Origin of the sequence: Streptomyces sp. NPDC048424 (assembly GCF_040651555.1) — a bacterium.
Taxonomy (GTDB): domain Bacteria; phylum Actinomycetota; class Actinomycetes; order Streptomycetales; family Streptomycetaceae; genus Streptomyces.
In genome coordinates this window covers 260,327-281,814 of the sequence record NZ_JBEZKE010000004.1, presented here as the reverse complement: position 1 = coordinate 281,814, position 21,488 = coordinate 260,327, and the positions used below count along the sequence as shown (strand labels likewise).

The 21,488-nt window shown below is 71.8% G+C and carries 15 protein-coding genes and 1 pseudogene; 7 read left to right on the top strand and 9 right to left on the bottom strand.

The genetic code is table 11. The features are described 5' to 3' along the window. Positions 1–31 precede the first annotated feature (31 nt). Positions 32–676, top strand: a complete 645-nt coding sequence (locus AB0D29_RS08070; protein WP_362852705.1) for a hypothetical protein — start codon at positions 32–34, stop codon at positions 674–676. On the opposite strand, the gene AB0D29_RS08065 is transcribed toward AB0D29_RS08070, so the two are convergent. Next, complete coding sequence (locus tag AB0D29_RS08065; RefSeq protein ID WP_362852704.1) at positions 666–1,628, bottom strand: hypothetical protein; 963 nt, start codon at positions 1,626–1,628, stop codon at positions 666–668. The two genes, AB0D29_RS08070 and AB0D29_RS08065, sit on opposite strands and share 11 nt — an antisense overlap. A 223-nt stretch (positions 1,629–1,851) precedes the next feature. Here AB0D29_RS08065 and AB0D29_RS08060 point away from each other — a divergent pair, with 223 nt between their 5' ends. Then, the gene (locus AB0D29_RS08060; protein WP_362852703.1) at positions 1,852–5,682 is read left to right on the top strand and encodes an ABC transporter ATP-binding protein; all 3,831 of its coding nucleotides are present in this window, start codon (positions 1,852–1,854) and stop codon (positions 5,680–5,682) included. 15 nt (positions 5,683–5,697) lie between these two features. On the opposite strand, the gene AB0D29_RS08055 is transcribed toward AB0D29_RS08060, so the two are convergent. Further along, the gene (locus AB0D29_RS08055) at positions 5,698–6,252 is read right to left on the bottom strand and encodes an EF-hand domain-containing protein (RefSeq protein WP_362852702.1); all 555 of its coding nucleotides are present in this window, start codon (positions 6,250–6,252) and stop codon (positions 5,698–5,700) included. A gap of 349 nt (positions 6,253–6,601) precedes the next feature. Here AB0D29_RS08055 and AB0D29_RS08050 point away from each other — a divergent pair, with 349 nt between their 5' ends. Together AB0D29_RS08050 and AB0D29_RS08045 are read left to right on the top strand one after the other, a co-directional pair. Beyond that, positions 6,602–6,856 (top strand): hypothetical protein, encoded by a 255-nt coding sequence (locus tag AB0D29_RS08050; RefSeq protein WP_362852701.1) that lies wholly within the window; start codon positions 6,602–6,604, stop codon positions 6,854–6,856. 84 nt (positions 6,857–6,940) lie between these two features. After that, positions 6,941–8,374 carry a S28 family serine protease gene (locus AB0D29_RS08045; protein WP_362852700.1) on the top strand — a complete coding sequence of 478 codons (1,434 nt, stop codon included), beginning with the start codon at positions 6,941–6,943 and terminating at the stop codon, positions 8,372–8,374. Between the two features lie 85 nt (positions 8,375–8,459). Here the strand turns inward: AB0D29_RS08045 and AB0D29_RS08040 are convergent, their stop codons facing one another. Both AB0D29_RS08040 and AB0D29_RS08035 read right to left on the bottom strand, forming a co-directional pair. Then, on the bottom strand, positions 8,460–10,274 hold the full coding sequence (locus AB0D29_RS08040) for a glycoside hydrolase family 3 N-terminal domain-containing protein (RefSeq protein WP_362852699.1): 1,815 nt from the start codon (positions 10,272–10,274) through the stop codon (positions 8,460–8,462). A 328-nt stretch (positions 10,275–10,602) separates the two neighbouring features. Then, the gene (locus AB0D29_RS08035) at positions 10,603–11,499 is read right to left on the bottom strand and encodes a LysR family transcriptional regulator (RefSeq protein WP_362852698.1); all 897 of its coding nucleotides are present in this window, start codon (positions 11,497–11,499) and stop codon (positions 10,603–10,605) included. Positions 11,500–11,581: 82 nt separating this feature from the next. On the opposite strand from AB0D29_RS08035, the gene AB0D29_RS08030 reads away from it, so the two are divergent. Next, positions 11,582–12,562: an EamA family transporter gene (locus AB0D29_RS08030; protein ID WP_362852697.1), complete on the top strand. Its 981-nt coding sequence runs from the start codon at positions 11,582–11,584 to the stop codon at positions 12,560–12,562. Here the strand turns inward: AB0D29_RS08030 and AB0D29_RS08025 are convergent. Beyond that, positions 12,468–12,959 (bottom strand): annotated as a pseudogene (locus AB0D29_RS08025) (GNAT family N-acetyltransferase); the annotation flags it as partial. The gene AB0D29_RS08030 and the pseudogene AB0D29_RS08025 overlap by 95 nt on opposite strands. Before the next feature lie 52 nt (positions 12,960–13,011). Next, on the bottom strand, positions 13,012–13,551 hold the full coding sequence (locus AB0D29_RS08020) for a DUF937 domain-containing protein (RefSeq protein ID WP_362852696.1): 540 nt from the start codon (positions 13,549–13,551) through the stop codon (positions 13,012–13,014). A 265-nt stretch (positions 13,552–13,816) separates the two neighbouring features. On the opposite strand from AB0D29_RS08020, the gene AB0D29_RS08015 reads away from it, so the two are divergent. Together AB0D29_RS08015 and AB0D29_RS08010 are read left to right on the top strand one after the other, a co-directional pair. Then, a complete protein-coding gene (locus tag AB0D29_RS08015; RefSeq protein ID WP_362852695.1) occupies positions 13,817–16,075 on the top strand; it encodes an ATP-dependent RecD-like DNA helicase in 2,259 nt (752 codons plus the stop codon). Between the two features lie 182 nt (positions 16,076–16,257). Beyond that, positions 16,258–17,547: a citrate synthase gene (locus AB0D29_RS08010; protein ID WP_267718657.1), complete on the top strand. Its 1,290-nt coding sequence runs from the start codon at positions 16,258–16,260 to the stop codon at positions 17,545–17,547. Positions 17,548–17,969: 422 nt separating this feature from the next. Here the strand turns inward: AB0D29_RS08010 and AB0D29_RS08005 are convergent, their stop codons facing one another. The 3 genes from AB0D29_RS08005 to AB0D29_RS07995 form a co-directional block, all read right to left on the bottom strand. After that, positions 17,970–20,246 carry a heavy metal translocating P-type ATPase gene (locus AB0D29_RS08005; protein ID WP_362852694.1) on the bottom strand — a complete coding sequence of 759 codons (2,277 nt, stop codon included), beginning with the start codon at positions 20,244–20,246 and terminating at the stop codon, positions 17,970–17,972. Positions 20,247–20,373: 127 nt separating this feature from the next. Beyond that, entirely contained in the window at positions 20,374–20,607 is a 234-nt protein-coding gene (locus AB0D29_RS08000) for a cation transporter (RefSeq protein ID WP_362852693.1), read from the bottom strand. Positions 20,608–20,815: 208 nt separating this feature from the next. After that, entirely contained in the window at positions 20,816–21,475 is a 660-nt protein-coding gene (locus AB0D29_RS07995; protein ID WP_362852692.1) for a TetR/AcrR family transcriptional regulator, read from the bottom strand. Positions 21,476–21,488: the final 13 nt, after the last annotated feature.

Here is a 21,488-nt window from a genome sequence, read left to right as displayed (position 1 = left end):
TCGGAGCCGGAGCGGAGGTGGTGGTGCCGTGATGCGCGCAGTCGTCCGCGGTCTCGTCGTGGCGGTGGTGTCCGGGGTGCTGGCCGCGAGCGCGGGGTGCCAGGGCTCGGAGTCGGTCGGCGGGTCCAGAACGCCGCTCCCGACCCCGACGACAGGGATCCGGGAGAGCACCCCGGCCGCCTCGTCCTCCGTGTTCCTGGGCCAGGGGTCCGACACCTCCGCCTCGCAGGTCAGCGTGCCGACCGCGAAGGTCGGCGAGCCGGCCGACGGGGACGTCGCGGTGGTCAACCCGAGCGGCGACCCCGTCACCGTCCAGAACATCGCCGCCACCACCGACAGCGGCGAAACCTCGATCGTCGAGGACACCTGCACGGGCGTGGAACTGCCGCCGGGCGGCAGCTGCCGGATCCGGGTGCAGCACATCGCGACGGAGGCCGGCTCCTACACCGGTGAGCTGACCGCGACGACCTCCGACGGCAACGTCCTGACCGCCGCCATCTCCGGTGAGGCACTGGGCGAGGCCACCCCCAGCGACGAGGACACCGCGGGCACGGAGACACCGTCGCCGTCTCCCTCCCTTTCCCTTTCGCCTTCCCCCTCCCTCCCGCCCTCGCCGTCGTTGTCTCCGTCGCCGACCTCCGACGCCTACACCTCCGAGCCGACCCTCACGGACTGATCTCGATCCTGACCGTGTCGTCGTCGGGCAGGACCACCAGCGTGCGCTCCGGCTGCCCCGGCAGGTAGGAGACGAGGTAGAAGCGGGCCGGCGTCTTCGCGAGGACGCGGAAACCGCGGTACTGGTAGCGGTACGGGGCCCTGCCGCTGCCCAGGTCGTCGAAGACGATGCCCGGCGCGTGATGGGTCAGGGGCACCCGGGAGTAGACGACCAGCCTCGGGCTGGAGACGTAGCCTTCCGCGGCGTCGCTCATGGCCTCGGTGCGGCCGGCCATCGCCACGTACCGCGCCATGCCGAAGAACAGGCTCATCGTCAGCACCCCGAGGAGCAGCGCGCCGGCAGTCAGCCACAGTCGGTCGGCCGTACGGCTCTCACCGTGCTGCCCCTCCAGGCCGTCGGGGTCCCCGGCGCTCAGGCGCAACTGGACGGCGAAGAACGCCAGCGTGGCACCCAGGGCCACTGCCAGGCAGGGCACGAACTCGCGCGGCCAGCCCCGGGGGAGCCGCGGCAGCCGGTCCTCCCAGAAGAAGACCGGGAAGCCCGCCAGCACCAGGAACAGTCCGGCCGCGAGCAGCCAGCGGGTCACCGTCACGCGCCGGACCTTCTGCCGCGGCCCGGCCAGCAGCCGTCCCGCCCACCCCAGGGCCAGCAGCACGGCCAGCCCGCAGAACAGCAGGAACCAGAGCGGGAAGAAGATCGCGCCCGGGCTCCTGACCAGGTAGGCCTGGACAGAGAGCTGGAGGTCGGCCGCCGGCACGCCGAAGGTGGCGTAGTACGCCTCGGTGTACGTGCTGCCGAAGTAGTAGAGGAGGCCGAGGACGATGGTCCCCGGTGCCGCGATGTACGCGACCTTCTCCAGGAACGCCTTCGACGGGCTCCCCGCCCGCGCGCCGGGCGCCTGTGTGCCGGCCGCCTGCGTGTCCGGTACCGGCGGCTCCTGCGGCTCCGACATGCGCCCAGTCTGTGCGTCGGTCCCCGGACCCGCACCCGGGGCGGCGCCGGACGGCTGACCCCCGGGCGCGACCGGCGATTGAACCCTTCCGGCCCACGTCCGGGTGCTTCCCGCGTGCGCCGGAGGCGCCCGGCGTACACGTTCGAATTGTTGCGGCGGGATGAAATCCGCCGGTCGGGGCGTTGCCGACTCCGGCAGGACAAGACGAACGGGGAGGCACCACGTGACGGCGGCTGGGGAGAAACAGGGCTGGGGCAAGCGGCTGGCCGCCTACACCTGGCGGTACAGGCGCAACGTGCTGCTCGCGCTCGGCTCCTCGCTGGCCGGCATGGCCGTCATGGCGCTCGTACCGCTCGTCACCAGGGTGATCATCGACGACGTCATCGGGGACCGGAGCAAGCCCATGGGGCCCTGGGCCGGGCTCCTCATAGCCGCCGCCCTGCTCGTCTACGTGCTCACCTACATACGCCGGTACTACGGCGGGCGGCTCGCCCTCGACGTGCAGCACGACCTGCGCACCGACATGTACGCCACCATCGCCCGCCTCGACGGGCGCCGCCAGGACGAGCTGTCCACCGGGCAGGTCGTCGGGCGGGCCACCACCGACCTCCAGCTGATCCAGGGCCTGCTCTTCATGCTGCCCATGACCATCGGGAACTTCCTGCTCTTCGGGATATCCCTCGGGGTCATGCTGTGGCTGTCCCCGCTGCTGACCGTCGTCGCGCTGCTGATGGCCCCCGCCCTCTGGTTCATCGCCAAGCGCAGCCGCAAGAAGCTCTTCCCGGCCACCTGGTGGGCCCAGGGCCAGGCCGCCGCCGTCGCCACCGTCGTCGACGGGGCCGTGACCGGCGTCCGCGTCGTCAAGGGCTTCGGCCAGGAGGAGCAGGAGACCGGCAAGCTGCGCACGGCGAGCCGCCGGCTGTTCGCCGGACGGATGCGGACCATCCGCCTCAACTCCCGCTACACCCCCGCCCTCCAGGCCGTACCCGCCCTCGCCCAGGTCGCCATGCTGGCCCTCGGCGGCTGGATGGCCACCGAGGGACAGGTCACCCTCGGCACCTTCGTCGCCTTCTCCACCTACCTGGCCCAGCTCGTCGGCCCGGTCCGCATGCTCGCCATGGTCCTCACCGTCGGCCAGCAGGCCCGCGCCGGCGTCGAGCGGGTCTTCGAGCTCATCGACACCGAGCCCGCCATCCAGGAGGGCACCCACGAGCTGCCCGCCGACTCGCCGGCCACAGTCGAGTTCGACGACGTCCGCTTCGGCTACGACCCCGAGCGGCCCGTCCTCGACGGGTTCTCGCTCTCCGTCGAGGAAGGCGAGACCGTCGCCGTCGTCGGTGCCTCGGGAAGCGGGAAGTCCACCGTCTCGCTGCTGCTGCCCCGCTTCTACGACGTCGACGGCGGAGTGGTCCGCGTCGGCGGGCACGACGTCCGCGAGCTGACCTACGGCTCCCTGCGCTCCGCGATCGGGCTCGTCCCGGAGGACTCCTTCCTCTTCTCCGACACCATCCGCTCCAACATCGCCTACGGGCACCCCGGCGCCACCGACGCGCAGATCGAGGCCGCCGCCCGCGCCGCCCAGGCCGAAGGCTTCATCCAGGCCCTGCCCGCCGGGTACGACACCAAGGTCGGCGAGCAGGGGCTCACCCTCTCCGGCGGCCAGCGCCAGCGCATCGCCCTCGCCCGGGCCATCCTCACCGACCCCCGGCTGCTCCTCCTCGACGACGCCACCTCCGCCGTGGACGCCCGCGTCGAGCACGAGATCCACGAGGCCCTGCGCGCCGTCATGGCCGGCCGGACCACCCTGCTCATCGCCCACCGCCGCTCCACGCTCGCGCTGGCCGACCGGATCGCCGTACTCGACCGCGGGCGGCTCGCCGACATCGGGACGCACGAGGAGCTGGAGCGCCGCTCGGCGTTCTACCGCCGGCTGCTCACCGACCCCGACGCGCTCGGCGCCGGCTCGCCGCGCACTCCGGACGCCCCGGCGATGACGGAGTTCGAGCGCGAGCTCGACCGCAAGCTCGAACGGGACATCGAGCTCGAAGCCGAGATCGACTCCGAGCCGGTCAACGCCAAGCGCCGGGTCGCGGCCGGGATCACCCCCGAGCTCTGGCGGCGCCGCGACGGGCAGGGCGGCCAGGCGCCCGCCGCCGCGAGCGGCGCGCCCGGAGCCGGCCACACCATGGCCGGGGCCGTCGCCGGCATGCCGGCGACGCCCGAACTCCTGGCACAGGTGGCCGCACTGCCGCCCGCCGAGGACGAACCCGAAGTGGACGAGACCCGCGCCGCGGCCGCCGAGGAGAGCTACGGCCTGCGCCGCCTGCTCCGCGGCTTCTGGGCGCCGCTCGCCATCAGCCTCGGCCTCGTCGCCGTGGACGCCGGCGCCGGACTGCTGCTGCCGATCCTGATCCGGCACGGCATCGACAAGGGCGTCGAGCAGGCCGCGCTCGGCGCCGTCTGGGTGGCCGCCGGGCTCGCCCTCGCCATCGTCGTCGCGCAGTGGGCCGCGCAGTTCGCCGAGACCCGCATGACGGGCTGTACCGGCGAGCGCGTCCTGTACGCCCTCCGCGTCAAGATCTTCGCCCAGCTCCAGCGCCTCGGCCTCGACTACTACGAGCGCGAGCTGACCGGCAAGATCATGACCCGGATGACCACCGACGTCGACTCGCTGAGCTCGTTCCTGCAGACCGGGCTCGTCACCGCCGTCGTCTCCGTCTTCACCTTCTTCGGGATCCTCGTCGCCCTGCTCGTCCTCGACGTCGAGCTCGCGCTGATCGTCTTCGCGACCCTCCCCGTCCTGGTCGTCGGCACGATCATCTTCCGCCGCAGGTCCGTCGCCGCCTACGAGCTCGCCCGCGACCGCGTCAGCCTGGTCAACGCCGACCTCCAGGAGTCCGTCTCGGGCCTGCGCATCGTCCAGGCCTTCCGTCGCGAGGGCTCCGGCGCCGCCCGCTTCGCCGAGCGCAGCGACTCGTACCGCGAGGCCCGGGTCCGCGGCCAGTGGCTGATATCCGTCTACTTCCCGTTCGTCCAGCTGCTGTCCTCGGGCGCCGCGGCCGCCGTGCTGATCGTCGGCGCGGGCCGGGTGGAGGCCGGGACCCTGACCACCGGCGCGCTCGTCGCGTACCTGCTCTACATCGACCTGTTCTTCGCGCCCGTCCAGCAGCTCTCCCAGGTCTTCGACGGCTACCAGCAGGCCACCGTCTCCCTGGGCCGCATCCAGGGGCTGCTGCGCGAGCCCACCACCACCCCGCTCCCCGACGCGCCCCGTCAGGTGCCGCAGCTGCGCGGGGAGATCGCCTTCGAGGACGTCCGCTTCCAGTACGGGACGGCGGAGGAGCGGGGCGAGAAGGGGGAGGCGCTGGCCGGAATCAGCCTGCGCATACCCGCCGGGCAGACCGTCGCCTTCGTCGGCGAGACCGGAGCCGGCAAGTCCACGCTGGTCAAGATGGTGGCCCGGTTCTACGACCCGACCTCCGGCCGGATCACCGCCGACGGCGCCGATCTGCGGCAGCTCGACCTGACGGCGTACCGGCACCGCCTGGGCGTCGTCCCCCAGGAGTCCTACCTCTTCCCGGGGACCGTCCGCGACGCCATCGCCTACGGGCGGCCCGAGGCGAGCGACGCCGAGGTCGAGGCAGCCGCCCGCGCGGTCGGCGCCCACGACATGGTCGCCACCCTCGACGGCGGCTACCTGCACACCGTCGCCGAACGCGGCCGCAACCTCTCCGCCGGGCAGCGCCAGCTGATCGCACTGGCCCGGGCCGAGCTCGTCGACCCGGACGTGCTGCTGCTCGACGAGGCCACCGCCGCCCTGGACCTGGCCACCGAGGCCCAGGTCAACCAGGCGACGGACCGGCTCGCCGGCAAGCGCACCACCCTGGTGGTCGCGCACCGGCTGACCACCGCCGCGCGCGCCGACCGCGTCGTGCTCATGGACCGCGGCCGGGTCGTGGAGGACGGCACCCACGCCGAACTCCTGGCACGCGGCGGCCGGTACGCCGAGCTGTGGCGCACCTTCGTCGGGGAGGACGAGCGCGCCGCGGCCTGAGGCGGCGCGAAGGGTTCAGAGTTCGCCGAAGAGCAGGTTGCCCGGGGCGTCCTCGTCGGTGCCGGTGTAGTACTCGCGCACCGCGTGGAGGAGTTCGTCCACCGTCAGGGTGCCGTCCCCGTCCGCGTCGATCCGCTGGAACAGCGCCTCGGTGTCGGCGGGGCTCAGCCCCGTGTCGAAGGCGCCCTGCGCCTTGTGGAACTCCTCCGGGCTGATGACTCCGTCGCCGTCGGCGTCGACGATCGTGAGGATCGCCCGCATCATCGGCCGGAACGACCTGTCGTAGGCGGGCCCGCCCTGCGCGTACAGGCGCGTCATGCCCAGCTTGTACTCCTCGGGCGTGACCTTGCCGTCCCGGTCCATGTCCAGTTCGGTGAAGAGGTCCTGCCAGAAGTCGGCCAGACCGGCCATCACCAGCTCGGCCTTGGACGAGCCGGCCGGCTCGTCGAGGGCCGACAGCAGCCGGGATCCGAGGGCGAAGATGTCGGCCGAGTCGATCACCCCGCTGCGGTCGGCGTCCAGGTGCGTGAAGGCGCGCTCCAGCTTGCGGTCGAGCAGGTCGTCGATCATGTCAGCGCCTTTCGCGGCTACGTTGAGCGTGTTTTCGATCACCTAGCGTAATGTCCGCCTCGAGTGTGAACTCCCGTTCTCCCGCTGGGAAGTTGTGAATGCACTCGTACGAGGGATCCTTGCGTGCTGCAACCTTCCGCGGGGTTCGGGCGTCGTACGTGCGTGCGCATGCAGTGCGTACGACCGATCGGGGGACAGGTTGTTGCAGGGGTGGAGGAGACGGGTCCGTCGGGCCGCGTCCCTGGGGGTCTTCGCGGCGGCACTGTGGCTCTGTGTCGGCGGACTGTTCACGGCGGCGCCGCCCGCGCAGGCGGCGGCCCACGGCTGCGGGGGCCGGCTGGCGAGGACCATGCCCTTCGAGACGGGTGAGGTGCGCGTCTACAAGAGCCGCAACCGGGCCTGCGCGGTGACCGTGGCGCGCGTCCCCGGTGAGCGGCGGCGGATGGCGGTGAGCATCCAGCCGCGCGGTGGGGTCCCTGTCCGCGAAGAGGGGCGATTCACCCGATATGCCGGGCCTGTCACCGTCGGCGCGATCAGCCGCTGCGTGTATGTAAAGGGCAGTGTGGGTGCCGGATCGGCCACTTCCGGCTGGATCCTGTGCTGAGGTACCGGCCCAACTAGGTCTGTTCAGCGGCGCGTTGCCCCCGCTAGGTTCACGGCGACCGAAGTGAACTCAAGGGGAGGGTGAATGCGCAAGACGCTCGGATGGCTGCTGTCGCTCGTGGTGCTCATCGGCACCATGGGCGCGGCCGGCTCCACGGCGCAAGCGGCCACAGCCGCGGAACCGCCGGCCGCCACGGACATCAAGGACCAGATCCTCGGCATTCCCGGGATGAGCCTGATCGAGGAGAAGCCGTACCCCGGCTACCGCTTCTTCGTTCTGAACTACGAGCAGCCGGTGGACCACCGGCAGCCGTGGAAGGGCACCTTCAAGCAGCGCCTGACCCTTCTGCACAAGGACGTCTCGCGGCCGTCGGTGTTCTTCACCTCCGGCTACAACGTCAACACCAGCCCGCGCCGCAGCGAGCCGACGACCATCGTCGACGGCAACCAGGTGTCCCTGGAGTATCGATTCTTCACACCCTCCCGGCCCGACCCGGCCAACTGGGCGAACCTGGACATCTGGCAGGCCGCCAGTGACCAGCACCGCCTCTTCACCGCCCTGAAGAAGATCTACAAGAAGAACTGGCTGGCCACGGGCGGCAGCAAGGGCGGGATGACGGCGACGTACTACGAGCGGTTCTACCCGCGCGACATGGACGGCGTCGTCGCGTACGTCGCGCCCAACGACGTCGTCAACAAGGAGGACTCGGCCTACGACCGGTTCTTCGCCAAGGTCGGCACCAAGGAGTGCCGCGACAAGCTGAACGCGGTCCAGCGCGAGGCGCTCGTGCGCCGCGAGCCGCTGGAGGCCAAGTACGCCGTGGCCGCAGCCGAGAACGGCTGGACCTTCACCACCGTCGGCAACCTCGACAAGGCCTACGAGGCCGTCGTGCTCGACTACGTGTGGGCCTTCTGGCAGTACAGCCTGCTCGCCGACTGCGGCTCCATCCCGGCTGCCGCGACCGCGAGCGACCAGGAGATCTGGGACACGATCGACGCGATCTCCGGCTTCTCGGCCTATGCCGACCAGGGTCTGGAGACGTACACGCCGTACTACTACCAGGCGGGTACGCAGCTGGGCTCCCCGGACATCAAGCAGCCGCACCTGAAGGGCCTGAGCCGCTACGGCTACCAGCCGCCGCGCAACTTCGTGCCCCGGGACATCCCCATGACCTTCCAGCAGGGGGTCATGGCGGACGTGGACAAGTGGGTCCGCAACAACGCCGACCAGATGCTCTTCGTGTACGGGCAGAACGACCCGTGGGGCGCCGAGCCCTTCCACCTCGGGTACGGGGTCCGCGACAGCTACGTCATGATCGCGCCGGGCGCCAACCACGGGGCCAACGTCGCGAAGCTCCTGGACGGCGAGAAGACCCTCGCCACCGCGAAGATCCTGCAGTGGGCCGGGGTGGCCCCGGCCGCCACGATCGCCGACGAGTCGAAGGCGGCGCCGCTGGCCGCCGCGGACGCGCAGCTCGACCAGCAGGACCTGGAGCGCGAGCCGCAGCTGCGCCCGTAACGCACCGGGCCGGGGCCGATCTTGGTCCCGGCCCGGGGTCCGGGCCGGGGCCCGGGGTCCGTGGGCCGCGGGCTGACGCCGGGAACTACCGGCTCAGCCCGTGGCCCAGCGGGTAGCGGCCCGGCACCGGGACCGGGAGGCGGCCCGCGGGCCGTGCGACCCCGGTGAGCACCCGGGCCGCCGCCCGCATCTCCACGTCCGTCCAGGAGTACGTCGCCAGTTCCGCAGCGCAGGCCGGCAGCCGGGCTGGGTCGTACGGATTGCGGACCGCCAGCAGGATCACCGGGACGCCGGACGCGACCAGGTCCGTCACCAGCCGGTGTTGTGGATCGTCCCCTTGCGACTCCGGGACGTTGTACGTGCACACCAGTACGGCCGCGTGGCCGGGCACCGCGGCCGCCGCACGGGCGGGCGGCACCGCCGTGGCCCGGCAGCCCAAGGCCGTCAGCTCCCGCGCCAGTACGGCCGTGGGAGGCCCCGTGGTGCCCGTGGGGGAGGCCGGATCCGTCCCCGTGACCAGCAGCCGGGGGCCGGCCGTCGCATCGATCGGCACCAGCCCGCGGGGATTGGCCAGCAGGGTCGTCGTGCCCGCCGCGATCTGGTCGGCGGCGTCCCGGTGCCCGCGGATGCCGACGGTGGCGTCCACCGCATCGGTCGTGGTGTAGGCCTCGTCGAACAGCCCCCGGCGCGACTTCAGTTCCAGGATCCGCAGCACCGACTCCTCGATCCGCGCCTCCGTCAGCTCGCCGGCTTCGACAGCCGCCAGCACACTGCGGTACGCGAGCCCCAGGTCCGGCGGGTTCAGCAGCTGGTCGCAGCCCGCCAGCAGGGCCAGGACGGGGACGCGGTCGTCCCCGTACTTCTGGCGGACCCCGGCCATGTCGAGGGCGTCGGTGACCACCACCCCCTGGAAGCCGAGCCGTTCGCGCAGGATGCCCGTGACGATCGGCCGGGAGAGGGTCGCGGGATCCCCCGAGGGGTCGAGCGCGGGGAAGACGATGTGCGCCGTCATGACCGCGTCCACGCCCGCCTCCACCGCGGCGCGGAACGGCGGCTCGTCCAGCTCCTCCCAGACGGCGCGGGTGTGCCGCATCACCGGCAGGCCCACGTGGCTGTCGGTCTCGGTGTCCCCGTGGCCCGGGAAGTGCTTCGCGGTGGCGGCCACGCCCGCACCCTGGTAGCCGCGCACCTGGGCGGCCACCAGGGCCGCCACGGCGTGCGGGTCGGAGCCGAAGGACCGTACGCCGATCACGGGGTTGGCCGGGTTGACGTTGACGTCCGCCACCGGTGCGTAGTCCTGCCGGATGCCCAGGGCGGCCAGCTCGGCGCCCGCGATGCGGGCGGCCCGCTGGGCGTCGGCCGTGGAGCCGCCGGCGCCCAGCGCCATCGCCCCCGGGAGCAGGGTGGCCGGGGCGCCGATGCGGGCGACGGCGCCGTGCTCCTGGTCGGTCGAGAGCAGCAGCGGGATCCGGGAGCCGGAGGTGAGGGCGGCCTGCTGGAGGCCGACCGAGAGGGCGGCGATCTGGTGCGGGGTGCGGGTGTTGTGGGCCCAGGCGAAGTAGACGATCCCGCCGAGGTGGTAGCGCGAGACCAGTTCGGCGGCGGTGCGCACGCCGAACAGGGTCTGGTTCTGCTCGGCGTCGGCCGGCTCGGGATCGGTCGCCGAATGCCCGTACGCCCGCGAGACGAAGAGCTGCCCGACCTTCTCGGCCAGGCTCATCCCGTCCACGAAGCGGCGCAGGCTCGCCCGGTCGGGGTGGTGGCCCGGTGGGCCGTCGGGGGACTTCGGGTCGTCGGGGGCGCCGTGCGTGCCGAACGCGGCGGAGGCGGCCCCCGCGGCGGTGGCGGCGACCATGGCGGCTGCGGTGAGCAGGGTCCGGCGGGAGGCGTGTGGCGGCACGGGGCGGACCCTACCGGGTGCCCTCCGGGCGGGTCGGCTGTGTCGGGGTGTGTTGGCGAAGTACCGCCGGTTGCGCTGCGTTGCGTTGCCGTGTCGTGTCGTGCCGGGCGGGGTGGGGCCGCCGGTGGGGGCGGTTTCGGCGGGGCCGGGCGCGCGCCGGGGTGTCTCCTCGGACGCCGAACGTGTCGAGGGGTCGGAGAGCTCGGCGGCAGTGCGTTCGGCGCCCTGCGGGGATCACCCCGACACACACCCGGCCCCGCCGAAACCGCCCGGGGGTCGGAGGGTCGAAGCCTCGCACCCGGCCGCGCCGCAGTCGCCCCGGCGGGGGTTAGGCGGGCCAGTGGGATTGGAGGGTTTTTACGGCTTCTGTGATGGCGGGGCGGCGGGCGGCGCCGGTGCGCCAGAGGGCGTACAGGCGGCGTACGGGGCCCGGTTCCAGGGGGACCGCCACCGCGCCCGGCGGGAGGGTTCCGGTGCCCAGGCGGGGGACGACGGCGACGCCGAGGCCGGCCGCGACCAGGGCGACGATGGTGTGGTTCTCCTCGGCCACGTGCGCGATGTCGGGTTCGAAGCCGGCCGTGCGCAGGGTCCGTACCAGCCAGTCGTGGCAGACGCGGCCGGGCGGCTGGCAGACCCAGCGCTCGCCGCCGAGGTCGCCGCGCTGGATGGTCCGGCGCGTGGTGAAGGGGTGGCCGGCCGGGACGACCAGGTCGCAGAGGTCGTCGCCGATCACCGCCTGCTCGATCCCCTCGGGCGCGGGCAGCGGGGCGATGTCCCAGTCGTGGGCCACCGCCAGGTCGGTCACCCCCCGTGCCACCAGGTCGACGGACAGGTGCGGGTCCACCTCCGTCAGGCGTACCTCGAGGGCGGGGTGGCGGACGGCCAGATCGGCGAGGACGCCCGGCAGCAGCCCGCGCGCCGCCGAGGCGAACGCGGCCACCGTCAGCAGCCCGCTCGGCTGCCCGCGCCGCTCCTCCAGGGTCGTCTCGGCGTGTTCCACGATCGCCAGCAACTGCTGGGCGGTGTCGGCCAGATGGCGGGCCTCCTCGGTGAGCGCGACCCCGCGCCCGCGCCGCTCCAGCAGGGTGGTGCGGGTCTCCCGCTCCAGCTTGGAGATCTGCTGCGAGACCGCGGAGGGGGTGTAGCCGAGGGCGGCCGCCGCGCCCGCGACCGAGCCGTGGACGGAGACGGCGTGCAGGGCGCGCAGCCGGGCGAGATCGAGCATGTCTCTATCGTAAGCACTGCTTCATTGAGTGCGGAAGGGATTCGCGCTGGTGCTACATGGTCGGGGCGACGATGGTTGAACCATGCGTCCCGTACACACCGCACTCGCCGTGCTCGTCGCCGCCGTTTGGGGCTTCAATTTCGTCGTCATCGAGATCGGGCTCGACCATTTCCCGCCGCTGTTGCTGTCCGCCTTGCGGTTCCTGGTCGCAGCGCTGCCCGCCGTGTTCTTCGTGGGGCGGCCCAAGACCCCGTGGAAGTGGATCGTCGGGGTCGGGGTCGCCCTCGGCGTCGCCAAGTTCGGCCTGCTCTTCACGGGCATGGACGCCGGGATGCCCGCCGGGCTGTCCTCGCTGGTGCTGCAGATCCAGGCCGTCTTCACCGCCGCGCTGGCCGCGGTGGTGCTGCGCGAACGGCCAGGCCGGGTCCGGGTGTTCGGGATGGGGATCGCGTTCGCCGGGATCACGGTGGCCGCGGTGGACGGGGGCGCCGGCGGGCCGGTGCTCGGCTTCACGCTGGTCGTGGCGGCCGCCGCCTGCTGGGGCGTGTCCAACGTGCTGACCCGCAAGGCCTCGCCGCCCGACGCCCTGAACTTCATGGTGTGGGTGTGCACGGTCCCGGTACTGCCGCTGTTCGCACTGTCCCTGGTGCTGGAGGGGCCCGAGCGGGACCTGGCCGCGCTGCGGTCCCTGGACTGGTCCGGGGTGGCGGTCATCGGCTACGTCGCCTGGGTGTCCACCGTCTTCGGCTTCGTCGCCTGGAGTTACCTGCTGCGCCGCTACCCGGCGTCGGCCGTGGCACCGTTCTCGCTGCTGGTGCCGGTGTTCGGGATGTCCTCGGCGGCCCTGGTACTGGGGGAGTCCGTCTCGGGGCTGCGCTGGCTGGCGGCCGTGCTCCTGGTCGGCGGTGTCGCCCTCACCTCGCTGGCCCCCGCGCGCGCCTCGAACCGTACGGGGGTCGGTTCGGGCGTCAGCGCGGGGAGCCCTCCTGCAGGGGCAGCCGCCAGTCCTGCCCCGTCAGGCTCACTCCGTACGAGCGGTGCGGCCGCTCCGCGATCAGGGTGAACCCGGCCTTCAGGTAGAGGTCCCGGGCGTCGGTGAGCACGTCGTTGGTCCACAGGACCAGCTCGCGGTAGCCGACGGAGCGGGCGAAGGTGACGACGGTCTCGACGAGCAGGGTGCCGATGCCGCGGCCGCGGCCCTCCGGGTCGACCAGGAGCAGACGGAGCCGGGCGGTGCCGGGGGCGCCGTCCTCGCGCACGCACATCACCGAGCCGACCGGGCGGCCGGCCAGCTCCGCGATCCACACCCGTTCCAGGTAGGGGTCGTGGTCCTGGGCGAAGTCCGCGACGATCCGGGCGACCAGCCCCTCGAAGTCGCTGTTCCAGCCGTACTCGGCGGCGTACAGCGCGCCGTGGCGCTGCACGATCCACCCCAGTTCGCCCGGTTCCGGGTCCCGCAGCCGCACGCTCTCAGCCATGGCCCAACTCTAGGGGGGCGAGCCTCCGAACGGGCTACTTCTTGCCGCCGCCGAGGATCTGGCCCAGGAGGTCGCCCAGGCCGCCGCCGTCCGGCGTGGCCGGGGCGGCGCCGGGGGACGACGTGCCCGGGGCGGGGGTGCCCGTGGCCTTGCCGGCGGCCGCGCGCTTGGCGAAGACGGCCAGGAGGACCGGGATCAGCAGCTCGATGACCCGGGCGATGGTGGGGGCGGGGACGCCGGTCTTCTTCGAAACGGCGTTGGCCACGGGCTTGCTCACCTTGGCCAGCACCCCGGCCATCATTCCGCCGCCGAGCATGCCGCCGAGGCCGCCGCCGAGCGTGGCCACGCCCTGCAGCGGCGGCTCGGCCACCTCCGCGAAGGCCTGGCGCACCTCCGCGCCGTCGTCGTCATCGGCGCCGGCCTTCTGCTGGAGGTCGCCGGTCAGCGCGCCGACCGTCTGCGCGACCGTGTCCCGGGCGCCGTTGGTGTCGGTGCCGAGGAGTCCGGCGATCTCGGTCAGCCTGTCGTCGTCGAGCTCGTGGAGCACGTCGTCCTGGAATGAGGATTCGCTCATGCCGGAAACGCTACTTGTGTGATGATTTGGCGGCACCTTGAGTAGGCGTCCGGTAACGGAAAAGTAAAGCTGTGGCTCCGGATGCAACCCTGCGGGGGTATCGCGGGTCGTATGTTGCGTCGGTGCTTCCGGGGAGGGATCTGGGGGGATCGGGAAGTCCGACACGGGAGGGGTAACCGTGAGGGGGTCCGGCCGCGAGGCGGGACCCCCTTCGCGCTGTCCACAGGCCTGACGCGTTGTCGGCGCGGCCCGGTAGCTTCGGGGCATGGCAACAGACGGGGCACGGGTGGTTCCGGTGCAACTGGCGGTCGTCGAAGGGGTGCTCGAGCGCATCACCTACGCCAACGAGGAGAGCGGGTACACGGTCGCCCGCGTCGACACCGGCCGCGGCAGCGGTGACCTGCTCACCGTGGTCGGCTCGCTGCTGGGCGCGCAGCCCGGCGAATCGCTGCGCATGGAGGGCCGCTGGGGCTCCCACCCGCAGTACGGCAGGCAGTTCACCGTGGAGAACTACAAGACCGTGCTCCCGGCGACCATCCAGGGCATCCGCCGCTACCTCGGCTCCGGCCTGATCAAGGGCATCGGCCCGAAGATCGCCGACCGGATCGTGGAGCACTTCGGCACCGGCACCCTCGACGTCATCGAGGCCGAGCCGAAGCGGCTGATCGAGGTGCCCGGGCTCGGGCCCAAGCGGACGAAGCTGATCGGCGCCGCCTGGGAGGAACAGAAGGCCATCAAGGAGGTCATGGTCTTCCTCCAGGGCGTCGGCGTCTCCACCTCCATCGCGGTCCGCATCTACAAGAAGTACGGGGACGCCTCCATCTCGGTGGTGAAGAACCAGCCGTACCGGCTCGCCGCCGACGTCTGGGGCATCGGGTTCCTCACCGCCGACCGGATCGCCCAGGCCGTCGGCATCCCGCACGACAGCCCCGAGCGGGTGAAGGCCGGCCTCCAGTACGCCCTGTCCCAGTCCACCGACCAGGGGCACTGCTTCCTGCCCGAGGACCGGCTCATCGCCGACGGGGTCAAACTGCTCCAGGTGGACACCGGGCTGGTGATCGACTGCCTGGCCGAGCTCGCCGCCGACCCGGAAGGGGTCGTACGGGAGTCCGTACCGGATCCGCAGGGCGGGCCGGATCCGCTGACCGCCGTGTACCTGGTGCCCTTCCACCGGGCCGAGCTGTCGCTGGTGGGGCAGGTGCGCCGGCTCCTGAACGCCGAGGACGACCGGATGCCGGCGTTCCGGGACGTGGACTGGGACAAGGCGCTGGGCTGGCTCGCCGGGCGGACCGGGGCCACCCTCGCCCCCGAGCAGCGGGACGCGGTCCGGCTCGCGCTGACCCGCAAGGTCGCCGTCATGACCGGCGGTCCCGGCTGCGGAAAGTCCTTCACGGTGCGCTCGATCGTCGAGCTGGCCCGGGCCAAGAAGGCCAAGGTGGTGCTGGCCGCGCCCACCGGCCGGGCGGCGAAGCGGCTGTCCGAGCTGACCGGGGCCGAGGCCTCCACGGTGCACCGGCTGCTGGAGCTCAAACCGGGCGGGGACGCGGCGTACGACAGGGAACGGCCGCTGGACGCGGACCTGGTCGTGGTCGACGAGGCCTCCATGCTGGACCTGCTGCTGGCCAACAAGCTGGTCAAGGCGGTGGCGCCGGGGGCGCACCTGCTGCTGGTCGGCGACGTGGACCAGCTGCCCTCGGTCGGCGCCGGGGAGGTGCTGCGGGACCTGCTGGCCGAGGGCGGCCCGGTGCCCGCGGTCCGCCTCACCCGGATCTTCCGGCAGGCCCAGCAGTCGGGGGTGGTCACCAACGCCCACCGGATCAACACCGGGCTGCCGCCGATCACGGACGGGCTCCCGGACTTCTTCCTCTTCGCGGAGGAGGACACCGAGGCCGCCGGGGTGCTCGCCGTGGACGTGGCGGCGCGCAGGATTCCGGCCAGGTTCGGGCTCGACCCGCGGCGGGACGTCCAGGTGCTCGCGCCCATGCACCGAGGCCCGGCCGGCGCCGGGAACCTCAACGGGCTGCTCCAGCAGGCGATGACACCGGCCCGGCCGAACCTGCCGGAGAAGCGGTTCGGCGGCCGGGTCTTCCGGGTGGGCGACAAGGTGACCCAGGTCCGCAACAACTACGAGAAGGGCGCGAACGGCGTCTTCAACGGCACGGTCGGCGTGGTCACCGGGCTCGACGTGGACGAACAGCGCCTGACGGTGCGTACGGAGGAGGACGAGGAGATCGGGTACGAGTTCGCGGAGCTCGACGAGCTGGCCCACGCGTACGCCGTCACCATCCACCGTTCACAGGGGAGTGAATATCCCGCGGTGGTGATCCCGGTCACCACCGGAGCTTGGATGATGCTCCAGCGCAACTTGCTCTACACGGCGGTGACCAGGGCGAAGAAACTGGTCGTCCTCGTCGGGTCCCGCAAGGCCCTCGGTCAGGCGGTGCGTACCGTTTCCGCAGGCAGGAGGTACACGGCGGTCGCACCGAGGCTGTCCGGCCGGATACCGGTGGGAAACATCACCTAGATGATCGATCATTTGGGGTTCCACCACCGGTGCGGAGGGGGCAGGATGAGCAGCTTGACGGCACTCAGTGCCGTCAAAAGCACCAAAGGCCGACCCCGAGTGCACTCTCCTGCGCCAAATGGGGGAAGGTAGAGGCAGTCAGGGCACCTCGAAGAAGAGGCACTACGTCGGTGAGGGATGACGTGAGCGACAACTCTGTAGTACTCCGGTACGCGGACGGTGAATACACCTACCCGGTGGTCGAGAGCACCGTCGGTGACCAGGGCTTCGACATCTCGAAGCTGCGGGCCCAGACCGGGCTCGTCACCTTGGACAGTGGCTACGGCAACACCGCGGCCTACAAGTCCGCGATCACCTACCTCGACGGTGAGCAGGGCATCCTGCGTTACCGCGGCTACCCGATCGAGCAGCTGGCCGAGCGTTCGACCTTCATCGAGGTCGCGTACCTGCTGATCAACGGTGAGCTGCCGACCGTCGACCAGCTCGCGTCGTTCCGCAACGAGATCACCCAGCACACGCTGCTCCACGAGGACGTGAAGCGCTTCTACGACGGCTTCCCGCGGGACGCGCACCCGATGGCGATGCTGTCCTCCGTGGTCAGCGCGCTGTCGACGTTCTACCAGGACAGCCACAACCCGTTCGACGAGAAGCAGCGCCACCTCTCGACGATCCGGCTGCTGGCCAAGCTCCCGACGATCGCGGCCTACGCGTACAAGAAGTCGGTCGGCCACCCGGTGGTCTACCCGCGCAACGACCTCGGCTACGTCGAGAACTTCCTGCGCATGACCTTCTCCGTGCCGGCCCAGGAGTACGACCTGGACCCGGTCGTGGTCTCGGCGCTCGACAAGCTGCTGATCCTGCACGCGGACCACGAGCAGAACTGTTCGACCTCCACCGTGCGCCTGGTCGGCTCCTCGCAGGCGAACATGTTCGCCTCGATCTCCGCCGGCATCTCGGCCCTGTGGGGTCCGCTGCACGGTGGCGCCAACCAGTCCGTTCTGGAGATGCTCGAGGGCATCAAGAACGACGGCGGCGACGTCGACGCCTTCATCCGCAAGGTGAAGAACAAGGAAGACGGCGTCCGCCTCATGGGCTTCGGGCACCGCGTCTACAAGAGCTTCGACCCCCGGGCGAAGATCATCAAGGCGGCGGCCCACGATGTCCTCTCGGCGCTCGGCAAGAGCGACGAGCTGCTCGACATCGCGCTCAAGCTGGAAGAGCACGCGCTGGCCGACGAGTACTTCGTCTCGCGCAACCTCTACCCGAACGTGGACTTCTACACCGGTCTGATCTACCGGGCCATGGGCTTCCCGACCGAGATGTTCACCGTGCTCTTCGCGATCGGCCGGCTCCCCGGCTGGATCGCCCAGTGGCACGAGATGATCAAGGAGCCGGGTTCCCGCATCGGCCGCCCGCGCCAGATCTACACGGGCGAGGTCCTGCGCGACTTCGTGCCCGTCGAATCCCGCTGAACCGAGGCTCGCTGACCGAGGCCCGCTGACCCGAGGCTCTCCACCGCGCGGCGTGCGGCCGCGCGGGCAGCACCGCAGGTAACCCCCAGGCGTACGAAAAGCGCCCCGCCGTCGATCCCCCCACGGGTCGGCGGTCGGGGCGCTTTCCTTTTCCCCGAAACGGATTCCCCCCACGGGACCCGAGTCGGGGCGTCGGTGTGCCGGGACCCGTTCTTGTCGGGAGGGCCGCTCAAAGCCTCCCGCGGGCACGTGTCCCGGCCGGCTGATGCCACAGAAGTCCCCCAGGGCTTCCGTCAAACGTCCCCCAAGACGTTCTTGGCATCGCCCCATTAGACCCATGACGACCCCGGATGGTTACGTTGCGGTCACTGTGATCTGCGTCTCCCGTGAAGGAAGTGTGTGCGTGGTGGGGAGGAGATCCACTAGCGGAAGGAGCGCAACCGGAGGCTGTTGGTCACCACGAAGACCGAGGAGAAGGCCATCGCGGCCCCCGCGATCATCGGGTTGAGCAGGCCGGCGGCGGCCAGCGGCAGGGCCGCCACGTTGTATCCGAACGCCCAGAACAGGTTGCCCTTGATGGTGGCCAGGGTCCGGCGGGAGAGCCGGATCGCATCCGCCGCCACCCGCAGGTCGCCCCGTACGAGGGTCAGGTCCGCGGCCTCGATGGCCGCGTCGGTGCCGGTGCCCATGGCCAGCCCCAGGTCCGCCTGGGCCAGCGCCGCCGCGTCGTTGACCCCGTCGCCGACCATGGCGACCGTACGGCCCTGCGCCTGCAGGCGGCGTACGACGTCCACCTTGTCCTGCGGGAGCACCTCGGCGATCACCTCGTCGATGCCCACCTCGCGGGCCACCGTCTCGGCGACGGCCCTGTTGTCGCCGGTCAGCAGGACGGGGGTGAGGCCGAGCGCCCGCAGTCGGGCGACCGCCTCGGCGCTGGTCTCCTTGACCGCGTCGGTCACGGTCAGCACCCCGCGCGCCGCTCCGTCCCAGGCCACCAGGACCGCGGTGCCGCCCTCGGCCTCGGCGGCCGCCCGGGCCTCGGCGAGCCCGGCCGGCAGCGCGATCGACCAGTTGGCGAGCAGCTGTGCGCGGCCCACCAGCACGGCGTGTCCGTCGACGACGCCCTGGACGCCGAGGCCGGCGAGGTTCTCGAAGCCCTCCGGGACCGGCAGGGCGCCGGCCCTCTCGGCCGCCGCGGTGGCGATGGCCCGGGCGATCGGGTGCTCCGAGGCGTTCTCCAGGGACCCGGCCAGGCGCAGGAGTTCGCGCTCGTCGACGCCCTCGGCGGGGTGGACGCCGGTGAGGGTCATCCGGCCGGTGGTGACGGTTCCGGTCTTGTCCAGGACGACGGTGTCCACGCGGCGGGTGGACTCCAGCACCTCGGGTCCCTTGATCAGGATGCCGAGCTGCGCGCCCCGCCCGGTGCCGACCATCAGCGCGGTCGGGGTGGCCAGGCCCAGGGCGCAGGGGCAGGCGATGATCAGGACGGCGACGGCGGCGGTGAAGGCGGCGGTGGGGTCGTCGGTGATCAGCAGCCAGCTGACCCAGGTGCCGAGCGCGAGGACCAGTACGACGGGAACGAAGACCCCGGAGATCCGGTCGGCGAGCCGCTGCACCTCGGCCTTGCCGTTCTGGGCCTCCTCCACCATCCGGGCCATACGGGCCAGTTGGGTGTCGGCGCCGACGCGGGTGGCCTCGACGACCAGTCGCCCGGAGGCGTTCACGGTGGCTCCGGTGACGGAGTCCCCGACGGACACCTCCACGGGGACGGACTCGCCGGTCAGCATGGAGGCGTCCACGGCGGAACTGCCCTCGACGACCGTGCCGTCGGTGGCGATCTTCTCGCCGGGGCGGACCACGAAGCGGTCGCCGGCCACGAGCGCGCTCACCGGGATGCGGACCTCCCGGCCCGCGCGCAGGACGGTGACGTCCTTGGCGCCGAGCTCCAGCAGCGCCTTGAGGGCCGCGCCCGCCTTCCGCTTGGAGCGGGCCTCCAGGTAGCGCCCGAGCAGGATGAAGCCGACGACGCCGGCGGCGACCTCCAGGTAGAGGGCGGAGGAGCCGTCCGTACGGGAGATGGTGAGGTCGAAGCCGTGCCGCATGCCCGGCATGCCGGCGTGGCCGAAGAACAGGGCCCACAGCGACCAGGTGAAGGCGGCCAGCGTGCCGACCGAGACCAGGGTGTCCATGGTGGCGGCGCCGTGCCGGGCGTTGGTCCAGGCGGCCTTGTGGAAGGGGAGGCCGCCCCAGACGACGACGGGGGCGGCGAGGGTCAGCGAGAGCCACTGCCAGTTGTCGAACTGCAGGGCCGGGACCATCGACAGCAGGACGACGGGCAGGGCGAGCGCGGCGGACACCAGCAGCCGTTGGCGCAGCGCGGACAGCGCCGGGTCGGGGGCCTCGGCCTGCGCCTGAGCCGGTGCCTGCGCCCCTGCCGCGTCCTGCGCGGGGGCCGGGGCGGGCGGCGGGGGCTCCTCGGCGGTGTAGCCGGTCTTGACGACGGTCGCGATCAGGTCCGAGACCCGCACGTCACCGGTGTAGGAGACGAGGGCCTTCTCGGTGGCGTAGTTCACCGTGGCCTCGACGCCGTCCATCCGGTTGAGCTTCTTCTCGATGCGGGCCGCGCAGGAGGCGCAGGTCATCCCGCCGATCGAGAGTTCGACCGCCGTTATCGGTCCGTCGTGCACTGTGCTGCTCATGTTCCGGCTCCAGGGGGATGGCCGGGCCGTACGGGACCAGTATGAGCTGGCCGGCACGGCCCGGCGGGGTACCGCGGGTGCTGGGGGTGGTGCGGGCCGCCGCGGGTGCTGCCGAAGGAGGGGCCGCTCAGACCTGTCCGGCGAACTCGTAGCCGGCCTCGTCCACGGCGGCGCGGACGTCCTCGTCGGCGAGCGGGGCGGCGGAGACCACGGTGACCTCGCCGGTCGCGGCGACGGCCTTGACCGTGCTGACGCCCGCCAGGGCGGAGATCTCGTTGGTCACCGCGCCCTCGCAGTGGCCGCAGGTCATGCCGGTCACCCGGTAGACGGTGGTGGTCTGGGTGTCCGTCTCGGCGGTCATGTCGTTCTCCTCTTCAGGGGCGTGTCCGGTCACCGGGAGGGGTGGCCGATGAGTCCACCGTGCTCCCGACTCTTCGAGACTATACCCCTGGGGGGTATGAAAGCGAGCCTCGACGCCCAGCGGGTCGGTCGAAGCCGGTCAACCGGGGCGATCCGGTCGGAGTGATCCGGCCAGGGCGATTCGGTCGGAGTGATTCGGTCGGAGCGGTTCAGCCGGAGTGGGGCGTGGTGAGCATCGGGTCCAGGTAGCGCAGCAGGACGGTCTTCAGCTCCGCGATGTACGCCTCGCGCTCGGCACCCTCGTGGGTCAGGATCAGGTCCAGCGAGGCCTTGAAGATGCCCAGGATCATGTTCGAGGTGTGGGCGAGCTCGGCGGGCGCGGACTCCGGGCAGAAGGTGTGCAGCACGCCCTCGATCCGGGAGAGCAGGCTGGAGTGCAGCTTCCAGTGCTCCTGGTCGATGGCACCCGGGATGCCGGAGCCGTGCATGAGCGCCCAGAAGGCCGGGTTCTCGCAGTTGAAGGCGATGACCGGGTCCAGGACGGCGTCCAGTAGCTCCGGCAGCGGCCGCTGGAGGTTCTCGGGCAGGAAGGCCTGCCCGTGCATCTCGTGGGCCTGCTGGAGCAGCTGCCCGCCGAGCTCGACCGCGATGGCCTCCTTGTTCGGGAAGAACTGGTAGAGCGTGCCGGGCGAGACGCCGGCCTCGCGGGCGATGGCGTTGGTGCTGGCCGCGGCGTAGCCGGTACGGCAGAACACCCCGGCGGCGGCGGCCAGGAGCTGGGAGACCCGGCGCTCGCCCCGTGCCTGGCGTCGGCGTGGTGCAGCGGTTTCACCGGTTTCGGTTGTTTTGCCCTTAGGTGTCCCCGGCATTCCAATCCCTTGC